We start from the raw sequence: 12968 nt of genomic DNA on the forward strand, positions 1-12968 counted from the left end.
CATGATCGAACCGGCGCGGAGAAATTCCCTTTCTCCATGATTTATACACTTGATTTTTCAAGACTGAAGCATAACCATTACTCGCCTTCGGCTTATCAACATCGTAATATAATTCAAAAGTATGACCACTCGGCATTTTAAAACGGATAGATTCCCCAATGCCAGCTGTCGTTCCTTGTGGATATTCTTCTACGGTTACGTGATGATCCCCGAGCAGCTGTTTAAATCCTTGCAAGCATTCACGTGTTTTTGTACGCCAGCCAATCCGTTTAATGTAACCGCTATTACCCGCTTCAACACTCAACGTATGATGTTGAAAATCACTATAGGCTCGTAAATAATGAACGCCATCTATTTCTTCTGTTTCTTCTAAACCAATAATCTCTTTAAAAAAGAATAATGACTTCTCTAAGTCTTTCGTTACTAATGTTACATGCCCGAGTTTAGCAATTTCCGGCTTCATATATCGACTACCTCCCTGCTATATTTAAATGAATTTGCATGTATCTTTACTTCGTCTTAATCTTACAAAACAGCCCATAGGATAACTACAGGACATTTTTCTAAAAATCAGTCGATTTTCCGTAAAAAAATTACGAATTCTAACTATTTACTCTTTTATTATTCAGTTCAAATTCATAGTTTTCTACACCTTTAGCGTCAATCTTCACCTGGATTAAATAACCAGAAAATGGTTCTAGTTTCATTTTTTCTGCTGCTAGAGTTTCAGAGGCTGTCGTGATAAATAAAGTATCCATTTCTTCCCCGCCAATCGTGCAAGAAGTAACATGGGTAACAGGCAATTCTATTTCCTTAATAACCTGTCTTTTTTTCGGATTAATACACACAATGCGAGTTGGCTTTTTGGAATAGCCTGCAACCATGCTGCTTTTATATAGAGCTATCCATATATTCCCCTCTCGATCTATCACCATGCCAGAAGGATGCCCCTCATACATTTCAAAGGTATACACCACTTTTTCAAAATATACACGCTGCTTCTCTTCAAGTTGATACTGATAAATAGTATGTTTAGCAGAATCTATATGAAAAAATTTCTTCGTACTCCTATCCCAATCCATCCCCTTGGATAAGGCCATTCCATCAGCCTGGACAAACACATTGGCAGTCGTGTCAATACTGTATAGTTTTGAATTGGCAAAGGGGTATGTTGAGTTGGTTGTATGTGGTGATTCCTTAAAACTTTTATAAAAACTGTCTGAAGACCCAGCCCAAATATGTCCATCTGGCCCACACTTTCCTTCACTTAAATAATTCATACCATTCCACGATTGATGGAGTACAAGGGGTGACTTAAATCTCTGTTTAAAATTCAACTTGTATAGACCATCCTTGTATATACCGATAAACTGCCCATCTGTAGTAGGGATGATTGCCATAATTTGACCTAATGCATCATAGATATTCTCTTGCCCTGTTTCTGGATTAAACGTAATGAGTTTTTCAAACGCACGATCGAGCCAAATGACCCCATATGCTTCATGCCAAATTGGTCCATCACCATATCCAGCTTGGTATCCCCCACATTTCTCCATAGTAGAATCACCTGCCTTTTCCATTTTGAAAAAGAAAAAAGAACACGAATGTGCTCTTCATTCTTCTGCATCTTGTATAGCTTTTCTTTTATTTATCTTGATAACATTAATTCTTGAGCAACTTCATAGATTAAATCTTCTTGCCCGCCAACTGTTTTCAGTTCACCCAATTTAACTAATATATCCCGCTCGTCTACACCAAATTGCTGAGCGGCTTTTTCTGTGTGTAATAAGAAGCTTGAATAAACGCCTGCATATCCCATGATAAGACTGGCTCCGGATATTTCTTGAGGTCTTGGTAATAGAGGAGCAACGATCTGATTCGCAACATCAATGACTTTATATAAATCAACACCTGTTTGAACTCCCAGTCTCTGAAGAACAGCAATCAATACTTCTGTTTGTGTATTTCCGCTACCTGCCCCAAGAGCGCGTAATGAACCATCGATATACGTTGCACCTGCATCAATTGCAGCTAAGGAATTGGCCATTGCCAAGGACAAATTATTATGGGCATGGAAGCCAACTTCTATCCCAACAGATTCCTTAAGGGCATGAATCCTTTCTGTCACCTGATGAGGCAGCAAATATCCTGCTGAATCTGTTACATAGACTAGCTCAGCACCATAGCTCTCAAATAATTGGGCTTGTTTCACAATATGATCTACTGGCGCCATATGGGCCATCATGAGAAAACCAGCTGTTTTTAACCCTAATTCTCTGCTCATCGCGATATGTTGTGCTGCAATATCTGCTTCTGTCACATGGGTTGCTATTCTTGCCATTTTTGCACCGGCATTTACAGCATCCTTCAAATCATCCTTTATTCCAATACCAGGAATAAGTAAAACGGCTATTTCTGCTTTTGTACACTCTTGGGCAGCTGCTTCTATTAGTTTTAATTCATCTACAGCAGACAATCCATATTGGAGACTGGATCCGCCTAAACCATCCCCATGAGCAACCTCAAAATACTCTATATTTGCTTGGTCGAGCCCTCTTGCAATGCTCTTTACCTGCTCAACCGTGAAAGCATGTTTCATCGAATGGCTTCCATCACGCAAGGATACGTCTAACACATGAACATCTCTCCTCATGTTCTAACGCCCCCTTGCATCATCATTTTTTTGGCCAATTCATTGGCTACTCTAGCTGCCGCGGCTGTCATGATATCTAAATTACCGGAATAAGAAGGAAAGAAATCTCCTGCACCTTCTACCTCAAGGAATACAGACACTTTATTCTCTTCAAAAATTGGTTCACCTCTCAACCGATAACCAGGTACATATTGTTGGACCTCTCTGACCATCGTTTGAATGGAGTGGATAATGTCCTCTTCCCGTCCAGTTGTTTCAACAATCGCATGCACTGTATCTCGCATGATGATTGGTGGCTCAGCTGGATTTAAAATGATAATAGCTTTGCCCTTCTTGGCACCTCCTACAACTTCAATCGCTTTAGAGGTTGTCCGTGTAAATTCATCAATATTCGCCCGTGTACCAGGGCCTGCACTCTTGCTCGATACTGTTGCTACAATCTCTGCGTACTCTACCGGTACTACACGTCCAATGGCGTGAACGATCGGAATCGTAGCCTGCCCGCCGCAAGTAACCATATTGAGATTGTCTTTGTCAAAGTGTTCCGTCAAATTCACGGTTGGTACCGTAAATGGGCCGATAGCTGCAGGTGTTAGATCAATCATTTTCTTCCCTGCAGCTTTAACAGTTTCATAATTGGCATGATGAGCATATGCACTCGTTGCATCAAAGACGATATCTACCAATTCCATTCTATCTATTAACCCTTCAATACCCTGATCAATCGTTACGTAGCCTCGTTCTTTAGCTCGCTTCAATCCCTCTGAATCCGAATCAATTCCAATCATAACGGACATTTCCAAAGCATCAGACCGTTCTATTTTGTACATTAAATCAGTCCCAATATTTCCGGAGCCTATGATTCCTACTTTTAATTTTTCCATATCCTCACCTCAATCTGTAAAAGATAGTTCCACTATTCCGTAGGAACCAAAATCCACCTCAAATACATCACCAGATTCGAATGGAACAGCTGCCGTTATCGCGCCTGCAAGTATAAACTGTCCTTCCTTTAAGGAAATATCATACTCTGCAAGCATATTGGCCAGCCATGCAACTGCATTTACGGGGTTTCCCATTACGGCACCGCTAATCCCTTCGTCAAATACAACATCGTTCTTTTTGGCCGTCACATGAATTTCCGCTAAATCATCTAAAGATGGCACAGGACCTTTCTCTCCCAAAACAGCCCCCGCAGAAGAACCATTATCGGCTACCGTGTCCTGAAATTTAAATTTCCAATCCTTTATCCGACTATCAATAATTTCTATTGCTGGGACAATGGATTCGGTTGCTGCCAAAACTTGCTCAGGAGTAATGCCAGGACCTTTCAAGTCTTTATTAAGAATAAACGCCAACTCGAACTCTACTTTCGGATGAATGAATTGGGAAACGGAAACCTTCGCCTTATTTTCAAATACCATGTTGTTCAAAATATGACCAAAATCTGGTGTATCTACATTAAACATCGTTTGCATAACTTTGCTCGTTAGACCTATTTTCATTCCAACCAAATGGGCACCCTTTAGTTTTTCATCGATTTGCAGCAGCTGTATTTGATAAGCATCATCAACTGAGATGTTTGTTGAGGATGTAAAAGGGTCAATTGGATTTTTCGTTCGTTCAGCGACAAGTAAATCAGATGCTGCCTTGTGAATGTCCATTTACATTTCCTCCTTATACCGATACAGCCTGCAACGCTCTGTATTGCCCATTAAAGAATAATAGGGGTTCTTTATCCTCTATCTTGATGTCACGTACTTTTCCAATAAATAATGTATGATCTCCCTCCACATACTCCGAGGTCACTTCACAGCTTATCTGTGCTAATGCATTCCTTAATACCGGAACATCAGCTAATCTATCAAATTCAATGTGGATGCCATCTTTCTTTTGTCCAGCGAAGATCATGGAGTAGTCCTGTTGATCCTCTGCCAAAATGTTTACCGCAAATACTTTGCTTTCACGGATTTTATTCAAGCAGCGTGCTCTTTCCCCAATTGAGATAACAATCAATTTAGGTTGAAGGGAAACAGACATAAAAGCATTGGCAGTCATCCCATGAGCTTGTCCTTCATGTTCTGTTGTAATGACAGTAACACCTGTAGCAAACTTACTCATTGCCGTTCGGAATAAACGATCATCCATTAAGTACCCCTCCTTTTATGCTTTAATGGTTGGATTATTTTCTGTTTTTGCATCCATTTGGTCTCCCCAATAAGTGAACCCAATATCCATTTCATCAATAGTCCAGCGAATCGGCTCCCAATCTGGTTCGAATATGAGATAACCATTTGTGAAAATTTCCAATCTTACACCACTGCCTGGATCAATGGCATAAATATACATGGCCTGAGAAATTCCATGCTTGCCTGGTCCTTTGAAATAGATTCCATTTTCTTTTAAAATATCGGCAGCTCGCAAAAGATCCTGGGCATTATCCAGCCAGTAGGCAATATGATGAACCTCATGTGTAGAAGACGCATTAGGGTCAAAGCTAATGGCTATATCATGAACCAGCGGGGTTACACTTAACCAGGCACCTACATAGCTTCCATCTGGCGCTTCCACATACTCACGCAGATTGAACCCTAGGTATTCCTGCATAAAACCCGCAAGATCGTTGGCTGGTAGTGAGCTTAATAAATTGACATGGTCAATTCTTCGAGGTGACACTCCTCTGTTCCACGACTTATGTGTTTGATTTTTCAAAACGGAACGTGTTTCAGGCGAGGCTAGCGTTTTTTCCATATCATAATAGATTTCAAATGTATGATTGCTAGGGAGTTTGAAACGGAATGCTTTTCCTTGCCCTCTCTCCGTTCCTTCTTCCATCCAATCTATTGTCATTCCATCCCTTTGTAATTGATCTGCAAACAGCTCCACATCTTCTTTGCGTTTTGTACGCCAGGCAATATGATCCAAACATGATTCTTCTCCCGCTCGAATCGTTAATGTATGGTGTTCAAAGTCACCCCATGCTCGCAAATAATGCACACCATCTGCTACTTCCGTTTCTTCCAAACCTATAACTTCCTTAAAGAACCATAGCGATTTTTCTAAATCTGTGCTCACCAATCCAAAATGCCCCAGTTTTGCGATTTCTGGTTTACTCATTTTCTAACCCCTCCTATTTATTTGATTATGCAAAATACGTATTGGGTTCAAGATCACACATCACACGGCCATATGTCTCCATTAAGCTTGATGGTGTGATGAAGCCATGCAAATGCATGGAAATAAAGTCGCGATAGAATGTTTGAAAGACATTATTATTATAAGAGAATATGGAACCTGCCCCTGCCAGCATGAGATCATAAGCTTCTTTACATTGCTGATTTGCATATCCAAACACAGCTTTTATCCGTATGCTCTCTTTCTGTGTGAAATCCTGTCCACGTGTTGAATAGTCATCCAAATCATTAATGGCTTGTCTAAATAGCATTCTGGCACATTCCAGTTTCATATCAATCTCCGAAATTTGTAAGTGCGTAACAGCCGCATCGCTCATTTTAGAATAGAATGTGTTCCCAATACCGGCTTTTCGAACACGCTCCATATGTAAATCAAATCCGCCTTGGGCAATCCCTAAAGCAGGAGCAGCGATTGATAAAGTTAAGGACGGAACAAACGGAGTCCGGTATAACGGATTGTCCTGCAATTCTTCTATAATATAGTGTCCTTTCTGTGCCAATCGGTCTAAAGACACGCGATAATCGGGAACAAATATCTCCTTGACAACTACACTATTACTGCCAGACCCACGTAACCCAATTACATTCCAGTCATCCAAAACTTCCACATCTTTCCTAGGAATGACGATAATGGCCATTTCCATGCCACCATTACCATCATCAACTGGTGCCCCAAAATAGAACCAATCTGCATATGGGGAACCAGATACAAATGGCCATTGTGCATCCTTAATTAAATAGCCACCATCCACCTTTTCAATATCAATGCGAATCGGTTTAAAGTTTCCAGCCAAAATGATTTCTTGATCATGATTTTGGCCAAAGATCTCATTCAGCGCCTCCCGGCCAAAGGCATAAGAAATCATGTAATCACGGATATTACTTAACGACACAAACCAACCAGCTGATGGATTTCCACGGCTAATTTCCGTAACGACCTCGAAATATGTCCGCATATCTGTTTCATAGCCCCCAAACATTTTCGGGCGAAGGATTTTCAATAATCCATTATCCCGAATCGCCTGGATTATTTCTTCAGGTATATGGCTTGTTTGGTCAATTTCAAGTGTTGTATCACGCAATTGTTTTTGTAGTGTACGAGCCTTTTCAATTAACACATCACTGATTTCCCGCTTTACGATTGTTTCACTCATAAGATCACCCTCTATTTTTTGAATTTTCCTATAATTTCACGCGTGTTTTATCCTTTGTGAAAAAATGTTTGGTTGCGTGTAAAAATTCCTCACGCTGTTCAATCATTGCCCAATGACCACATTTTTTGAAGACGCGCAGTTCTGCATTTGGCAGATATTCTAGTGCGTAAAGGCTGCTTTTGAGCGGTACAAAACGGTCATAAAATCCATGAATCAATAGAAACTCATTTTCCATTCGTTCTAAAGCTGTCTGCGGAATCAACATTTCAGTTAAAGATGATTTAGTGAAGTTTTCACGATAGGAGCGGAAAATCTCTGGCCGCTGAAACATTTCAAACCGATCCTCTACCACCTGATCAACAAAATCTTTCATTCTATCAATATCATAAACAAACCAGCTTAGGAGATTACGTAAGTTCTCTTTACTCGGATCAAGATGAAAGTTAGATAATTTCATGAGTTCTGGTGTTGGTTCCTTTAACAATACACCTGCACCCATCAGGACAATTTTGTTGAAGCGTTCTGGTGCTTGCATATTTAAGTACATGGAAACGACGCCGCCAAGTGAATTCCCAATTAAATTTGCCTTCTCAATCTTTAATGCATCCATTAAATCTAAAATTTGTTTAATCCGCATTGACATCCATTGGACGCCGTTTTCAGGATATACTTCCGGATGATCCGTATCTCCAAACCCAACTAGGTCAGGGGCAATGACATGGAACTCTTCCGCATAATCTTCTAATACCTGCTGCCAGTTTGCTTTTGCATTCGCTCCTGGTCCCGAACCGTGAATTAAAATGACGGCTTCTTTATTGCGCGAACCGCCCTCATAGAAAGAAGTTTCATAATTCCCAGTTTTTATTTTTCTTTGTTCAATTGTCATGAATATCCTCCTCGTAGAACGGTATTAATTCCATTCTCCACTCTGTTTTTTTGTTGCGAACTGTACAAACTCGCTTGTTCCCCAGCAATTTTGCCGAATACAGCACCTGAAGTTAACCCAGCCCCTCCAGGATAATTATCATAATAAAGCCCGCCCACTATTTCTCCTGCTGCATATAGTCCATCAATTGGCGTCCAATCATTGTGTATGACCTGAGCCCTTTTATTAATTTTCAATCCACCATACGTAAAGGTGATGCCACATGTAACCTCGTATGCTTCATAGGGTCCTTCATCCAATGGATTAGCCCAATTAGACTTAGGTATAGGAAGGCCAGTAGTCTTCTTTCCATCTAACTGATTTGGATTAAATGGAACATTCCGGTCAACCGCAGCATTATATGTCTCGATTTCTCGCAAAAAATTCTTAACATCGATGCCCTCTATCTTTTCAGCTAATTCCTCGAGCGTGTTGGCTGTCACCTTTGTAACATGACGGCCATTGTATTCCTCCCGTAAAAAAGGTTTGGTCTTTGCATCATATACTTGCCATGCACACTGATCAGGTTGCTTTAAAATTTCACGACCTACTTTCGCATAAATATAATTACGGAAATCAGCTCCCTCATCCATGAAACGCTGGCCATTTTTGTTGACCATAATGCCAAATGGAAAACTTAATTTTTGAAAGCCTTCCTTATAATCTGGTAAGTAGCGATCACCACAGACAGCATGCGCCCCAGACCAATTACCCGTTGTGCGTGCACCCAGTGAAATAGCCATACGCAAGCCGTCACCAACATTATATTTACACCCTCTGGTATGCACGGTATCCCAGCCGGCTCCTAAGTATTTTGTTCGCATTTCGATATTGGCATGGAAACCGCCTGATGCCAGGATAACAGCCTGGCAATCTATTATGCGTTCCTTTCCATTCGAGCGAACGATAATTCCTTTTATTGTCCGATTGGCAGTAACAAGATCTACCGCTGCCGTATTATAATGGATTGTTACACCTAGACGCTTAGCTTCTTTATGAAGAAACTCTACTAAACCTTTGCCGCCCCCAACAGCTTCCATAACCATACCGCCCCAAAATACAAACTTGCCGTTTATTTTATATGCTTGCCTTCCGTAAATCGGAATCCACTTAACATGATGTTCGGTAAGCCATTGAACGGTTTCATAACTTTTCTTCGTCATGATAGACGCCAAATCATAATCTGTCCGATAATTTGACATTCGGCATAAGTCATCAAAAAATTGATCCTTCGTATAGGTTCCGAACTCTGTCATCTCAAATTCTAGGTCTGTCATCTCTGATAAGAGAGTTCTTACTTGGCTGCCATTCTTGTATGCAAAACGGATCGAACCATGTGTATATGCCGTGTTTCCTCCTTTTTCTTCCTCAGAGGATATTTCCAAAACCATTACACGTGAGCCTTTTTCTGCAGCCCGAATAGCAGCACATAATGCAGCATTGCCAGCCCCAACGACTACAATGTCTGTTACCTCGTTCATTTATTCACTCCTATACATTTTTGTAAGCGCTTTAATAAGAGTTTTATATAATGCCCTTGAAAAATTGCTGTATCAAATGATTGAATTGGTCTTTCTTTTCAATTTGGGTCCAATGACCACATTTGCTGAAAACATGAAGCTGTGCTTCATCTAAATGATCCAATAAATAGTAGCTTGATTCTATAGAACATACCTTATCATCCCGTCCATGCACCAATAAAATCTGATTCTTTATTCTTCTTAATGCAACGGTTGGAATCGGTACCGCAGCCGTCGAGAAAATCGAATTATTGGAACGGCGCACTTCTTCACGCATCGCATTTTCAAATCGTGAGTCAGTTAAGTCATTAATTATAGGCTGCATTGCTTCATGATCATAAACGAACCATCCCATGATTTGCTGAAGTCGTTTTTTCGATGGATTATCATAAAATGATTTAGCACGTGCCAGTTCAAGACTTATCTTTGTATTTGGTGTTCCTCCTGGTCCCATTAAGACAACCTGGTCAAATCGTTCAGGGTGTTCTAACAGTAGTTCCAAGGCGATAGAACATCCTAATGAGTTACCAACAACATGTACCTTCTCTAATTCGTAATGATCGAGCAGTTCCATGATTTGCTCAATCCAGCAATCCATCCACATTTGACGATTTTTTAACGGTTCATCCGGATGATCACTTTGAGCAAATCCATATAAATCAGGTGCTAGACAATAGAAAGATTCTGCGCAATCCTGTAATGCATAACTCCAGTTAGCCAGTGACGTAACCCCTGGTCCTGATCCGTGTAAAAATAAAATCGTTTCTTCGTTTCCTTTTCCTGCTTCATTGATCCACGTCGTGTAATTGCCTGTTCTTACCTTTTTAGATGTAATTGTTTCATTCTTTGTCGTGGTCATTTGATCATGCCTCCTTCACGCCTCAATAGTTGGAATAATTAATGGATTCCCCGTGATGCTATCTCCCCAATACGTATTGCCAAAAGCTCGTTCTTCTGGGCGCCAAACAACCGTTTCCCAGTCTGGTTCAAATATCAGATATCCTCCAGTAAACAATTCAACTCTACAACCGCTTCCCGGATCAATCACATATAAATAAATCGCCTGAGAAATACTGTGTTTACCAGGACCGATGAATTCCAGACCATTTTCTTTGAGAATATCGGCTGCCCTCAATAAATCTCCTGAACTATCTAACCAGTAGGAGATATGATGAAAACGAGCGGTCGTCTCCAATGATTCATGTGCTACTAAAGCAACATCATGTACCAGAGGGGTTACACTCATCCAGCCCGCCAATAATTTACCTTCCGTCGTTTCAACACATTCATTAATGCGAAACCCTAGTTCCTCTACAAAGAATTCATAACCTGCATTCCCAGGTACAGATGTATGAATATTGATATGATCCAACCTTCTAGGGGAAATGCCAACTGCCCATGATTTATATACTTGATTCTTCAAAACAGAACGACGATGTTCGTCCACCTCTATCTTTTGAACATCATAATATAGTTCCACCCTATGTCCCGATGCAGCGGTAAAGCGGATTGCTTTGCCGATGCCTGGTGTCGTTCTTTCATCCCGATACTCTATTTCATAGCCTTTTTTGCTTAATTGCTTAGCAAACAAATCCACATCTTCTGAGCGTTTTGTACGGAAGCTAATATATGTCACCCGTCCTTTTGTACCAGGCGATATCGATAAGGTATGGTGCTGGAAATCTCCCCAAGCTCTGAAATAATAGTGTTCTTCTACCTTTTCAGTTAGCTCTAAGCCAATGACTTTCTGAAAAAATGCAACAGATTTTTCAATATCCGATGATTCAAGAGCAATATAACCCAATTGGGCTATTTGTGGTTTCAAGATAGATTTCCTTCCCCTCTTTTTATCTTAAATAACGATTGACGGCTAAACTATAGAAAAAGTTCGCTAAGAATCGGCTATTTTCCGATAAAATTTACTTAATATCGCACAGCATTTGGCTCTAAGCCAACTAGCTGGCGTCCAAAGTTCTCCAGTGTGATAACTGGTGATAATGACCGATGAGAATGTAATGTCATAAAATCCCGAATCAATCGCTGCATTGGACTTGCGTCATATACATACCCCGATCCACTCGCTGCCAGAATCTGCTGAACAGCTTCATGCAATAATTTATTGCTATAGCCGATATCTGCCAGTACTTTTAATCTCTCTTCCCCAGGCATGATTACCTTCTTTTCAGCCCATTCATCAATTTTGCTGGCAATATTCATCAAATACAATTCTGCTGTCTCCATTTTTAATGTGGCTTCCGCAATTAAAGAATGAGTGCTTGCCGCATCTTTTATCATCTTCACTCCCATATGCTGTGCTGTCCGATAGGGCAATCCAGCGTGAAAACGTTCAAGCATTTCTTTTACAACGCCTAATCCCGGTAATCCAAGTGATAAGATTAAGCATGGGAATAAGGCTGAATGAAACAAAGGGATATCACGCAAATGATCTGATTGAAAGCTTCCGTTTAACACATCCACAAAGGAGGTACACCTGTGGTCTGGTATAAAGACATTCTTCATATGAACAGCATTACTGCCAGTACCCCGCAGTCCCAACGTATGCCAGTCGTCTTCAATTTCCAGCTCATTAAAGGGAACCGTCACTAATAATTGCTCTTCAATCTCTCCTTGTGCATTTTTTAAATACATCCCAAAATATCCCCATGTTGCATGCATTGACCCAGAACAGAACATCCAGTGTCCTTCTTCAACCAGGTAACCACCATCCACTTTTTTCACTTCACAGGACCGCGGTTCATAAACGCCGGCAAACAATACATCATCGCCATCGGTGAAAATCTCATTATGCGCTTTTTCATTAAATGATTCCGCAACCATCATTTCCCGAATGGCACATAAAGAAGCAACCCATCCGGTCGATGCACATGCTTTTGAAAGTTCAACAATAACTTGGCTATATGTTTGGATATTGACTTCAAGTCCACCATACTGTTTCGGACGAAGCATTTTGAAAATATGATGGTCTTTTAATTGGTTGATGGTTGCATCCGGTATTTTACGAATTTCTTCTGTTTCTTTTGCACGGTTTCGAACATCGTTAGCTATATTTCTCGCTTTTATAATAAGATCTTTATCTGTTTCTTTTAAAATGGTTTTCATATGTTCAACTCCTTAATTGAAATGTATCTCTAATTTATCAAACCTACTTTCGTAAAAGACTGATTAAATGAATTGAATTTTCTAGTGGATTTTCGATAAATATTATTGAAATCTCCCTCCCGTAAGCTTTCAATAATGTGATTTTCACTCTATATTTATTGCAGGTTATTCTTTTTTTGTTATTTTTTCTATATTTCTTATAATTTCAGGAAAGTCTGTTAACATATATGTAAGCGCTTTTATTTGATTGATATAAGGAGGCGATTCGCTTGACAACTAACTCAATCCATACAGAGAAAGAGCTTTTTACAACAACAACAACGATTGGTTTATTACGGAAAGAATTAATTGAAACATTAGGGTTAGAACATGCCAAAACATTCTTACAACGTTATGGGTGGA

Annotated in this window: 14 protein-coding genes; 1 reads left to right on the forward strand and 13 read right to left on the reverse strand. The window is 40.2% G+C overall.

Annotated elements, in window-relative coordinates; translation table 11 throughout:
* The 13 genes from AC52RT_RS01905 to AC52RT_RS01965 form a co-directional block, all read right to left on the reverse strand.
* Window positions 1-463 (reverse strand): VOC family protein (locus AC52RT_RS01905; protein WP_495539181.1); only part of this gene is annotated, 463 nt, incomplete at its 3' end.
* A 139-nt stretch (window positions 464-602) separates the two neighbouring features.
* Window positions 603-1556 carry an SMP-30/gluconolactonase/LRE family protein gene (locus AC52RT_RS01910; protein ID WP_495539182.1) on the reverse strand — a complete coding sequence of 318 codons (954 nt, stop codon included), beginning with the start codon at window positions 1554-1556 and terminating at the stop codon, window positions 603-605.
* A 92-nt stretch (window positions 1557-1648) separates the two neighbouring features.
* The gene (gene dmpG, locus AC52RT_RS01915) at window positions 1649-2653 is read right to left on the reverse strand and encodes a 4-hydroxy-2-oxovalerate aldolase (protein ID WP_495539183.1); all 1005 of its coding nucleotides are present in this window, start codon (window positions 2651-2653) and stop codon (window positions 1649-1651) included.
* The gene (locus AC52RT_RS01920; RefSeq protein WP_475598444.1) at window positions 2650-3537 is read right to left on the reverse strand and encodes an acetaldehyde dehydrogenase (acetylating); all 888 of its coding nucleotides are present in this window, start codon (window positions 3535-3537) and stop codon (window positions 2650-2652) included. Before AC52RT_RS01920 ends, dmpG begins: the two co-directional genes overlap by 4 nt.
* A 9-nt stretch (window positions 3538-3546) precedes the next feature.
* Window positions 3547-4317: a 2-keto-4-pentenoate hydratase gene (locus AC52RT_RS01925; RefSeq protein WP_475598443.1), complete on the reverse strand. Its 771-nt coding sequence runs from the start codon at window positions 4315-4317 to the stop codon at window positions 3547-3549.
* 13 nt (window positions 4318-4330) lie between these two features.
* Window positions 4331-4801 carry a flavin reductase family protein gene (locus AC52RT_RS01930; protein WP_475598442.1) on the reverse strand — a complete coding sequence of 157 codons (471 nt, stop codon included), beginning with the start codon at window positions 4799-4801 and terminating at the stop codon, window positions 4331-4333.
* Between the two features lie 15 nt (window positions 4802-4816).
* Complete coding sequence (locus AC52RT_RS01935) at window positions 4817-5770, reverse strand: VOC family protein (protein ID WP_495539184.1); 954 nt, start codon at window positions 5768-5770, stop codon at window positions 4817-4819.
* Between the two features lie 25 nt (window positions 5771-5795).
* On the reverse strand, window positions 5796-7001 hold the full coding sequence (locus AC52RT_RS01940) for an acyl-CoA dehydrogenase family protein (RefSeq protein WP_475598440.1): 1206 nt from the start codon (window positions 6999-7001) through the stop codon (window positions 5796-5798).
* Window positions 7002-7029: 28 nt separating this feature from the next.
* A complete protein-coding gene (locus AC52RT_RS01945; RefSeq protein ID WP_475598439.1) occupies window positions 7030-7887 on the reverse strand; it encodes an alpha/beta fold hydrolase in 858 nt (285 codons plus the stop codon).
* Window positions 7884-9407, reverse strand: coding sequence for an FAD-dependent tricarballylate dehydrogenase TcuA (gene tcuA, locus AC52RT_RS01950; protein ID WP_495539185.1), 1524 nt, complete (start codon window positions 9405-9407; stop codon window positions 7884-7886). Before tcuA ends, AC52RT_RS01945 begins: the two co-directional genes overlap by 4 nt.
* A 43-nt stretch (window positions 9408-9450) precedes the next feature.
* Complete coding sequence (locus AC52RT_RS01955; protein WP_495539186.1) at window positions 9451-10305, reverse strand: alpha/beta fold hydrolase; 855 nt, start codon at window positions 10303-10305, stop codon at window positions 9451-9453.
* A gap of 15 nt (window positions 10306-10320) precedes the next feature.
* Window positions 10321-11271, reverse strand: coding sequence for a VOC family protein (locus AC52RT_RS01960; protein WP_495539187.1), 951 nt, complete (start codon window positions 11269-11271; stop codon window positions 10321-10323).
* Window positions 11272-11369: 98 nt separating this feature from the next.
* Window positions 11370-12566, reverse strand: coding sequence for an acyl-CoA dehydrogenase family protein (locus AC52RT_RS01965; protein ID WP_495539188.1), 1197 nt, complete (start codon window positions 12564-12566; stop codon window positions 11370-11372).
* A 269-nt stretch (window positions 12567-12835) separates the two neighbouring features.
* On the opposite strand from AC52RT_RS01965, the gene AC52RT_RS01970 reads away from it, so the two are divergent.
* A partial coding sequence (locus AC52RT_RS01970; protein WP_495539189.1) for a XylR N-terminal domain-containing protein occupies window positions 12836-12968 on the forward strand: 133 nt, incomplete at its 3' end.

Source organism: Peribacillus sp., assembly GCF_059453735.1.

Excerpts from the sequence above, each read along its gene's own strand:
- AC52RT_RS01910 (WP_495539182.1), bottom strand. The coding sequence starts at position 1,556 with ATGGAGAAATGTGGGGGATACCAAGCTGGATATGGTGATGGACCAATT.
- dmpG (WP_495539183.1), bottom strand. The coding sequence starts at position 2,653 with ATGAGGAGAGATGTTCATGTGTTAGACGTATCCTTGCGTGATGGAAGC.
- AC52RT_RS01920 (WP_475598444.1), bottom strand. The coding sequence starts at position 3,537 with ATGGAAAAATTAAAAGTAGGAATCATAGGCTCCGGAAATATTGGGACT.
- AC52RT_RS01925 (WP_475598443.1), bottom strand. The coding sequence starts at position 4,317 with ATGGACATTCACAAGGCAGCATCTGATTTACTTGTCGCTGAACGAACG.
- AC52RT_RS01930 (WP_475598442.1), bottom strand. The coding sequence starts at position 4,801 with ATGGATGATCGTTTATTCCGAACGGCAATGAGTAAGTTTGCTACAGGT.
- AC52RT_RS01935 (WP_495539184.1), bottom strand. The coding sequence starts at position 5,770 with ATGAGTAAACCAGAAATCGCAAAACTGGGGCATTTTGGATTGGTGAGC.
- AC52RT_RS01940 (WP_475598440.1), bottom strand. The coding sequence starts at position 7,001 with ATGAGTGAAACAATCGTAAAGCGGGAAATCAGTGATGTGTTAATTGAA.
- AC52RT_RS01945 (WP_475598439.1), bottom strand. The coding sequence starts at position 7,887 with ATGACAATTGAACAAAGAAAAATAAAAACTGGGAATTATGAAACTTCT.
- tcuA (WP_495539185.1), bottom strand. The coding sequence starts at position 9,407 with ATGAACGAGGTAACAGACATTGTAGTCGTTGGGGCTGGCAATGCTGCA.
- AC52RT_RS01955 (WP_495539186.1), bottom strand. The coding sequence starts at position 10,305 with ATGACCACGACAAAGAATGAAACAATTACATCTAAAAAGGTAAGAACA.
- AC52RT_RS01965 (WP_495539188.1), bottom strand. The coding sequence starts at position 12,566 with ATGAAAACCATTTTAAAAGAAACAGATAAAGATCTTATTATAAAAGCG.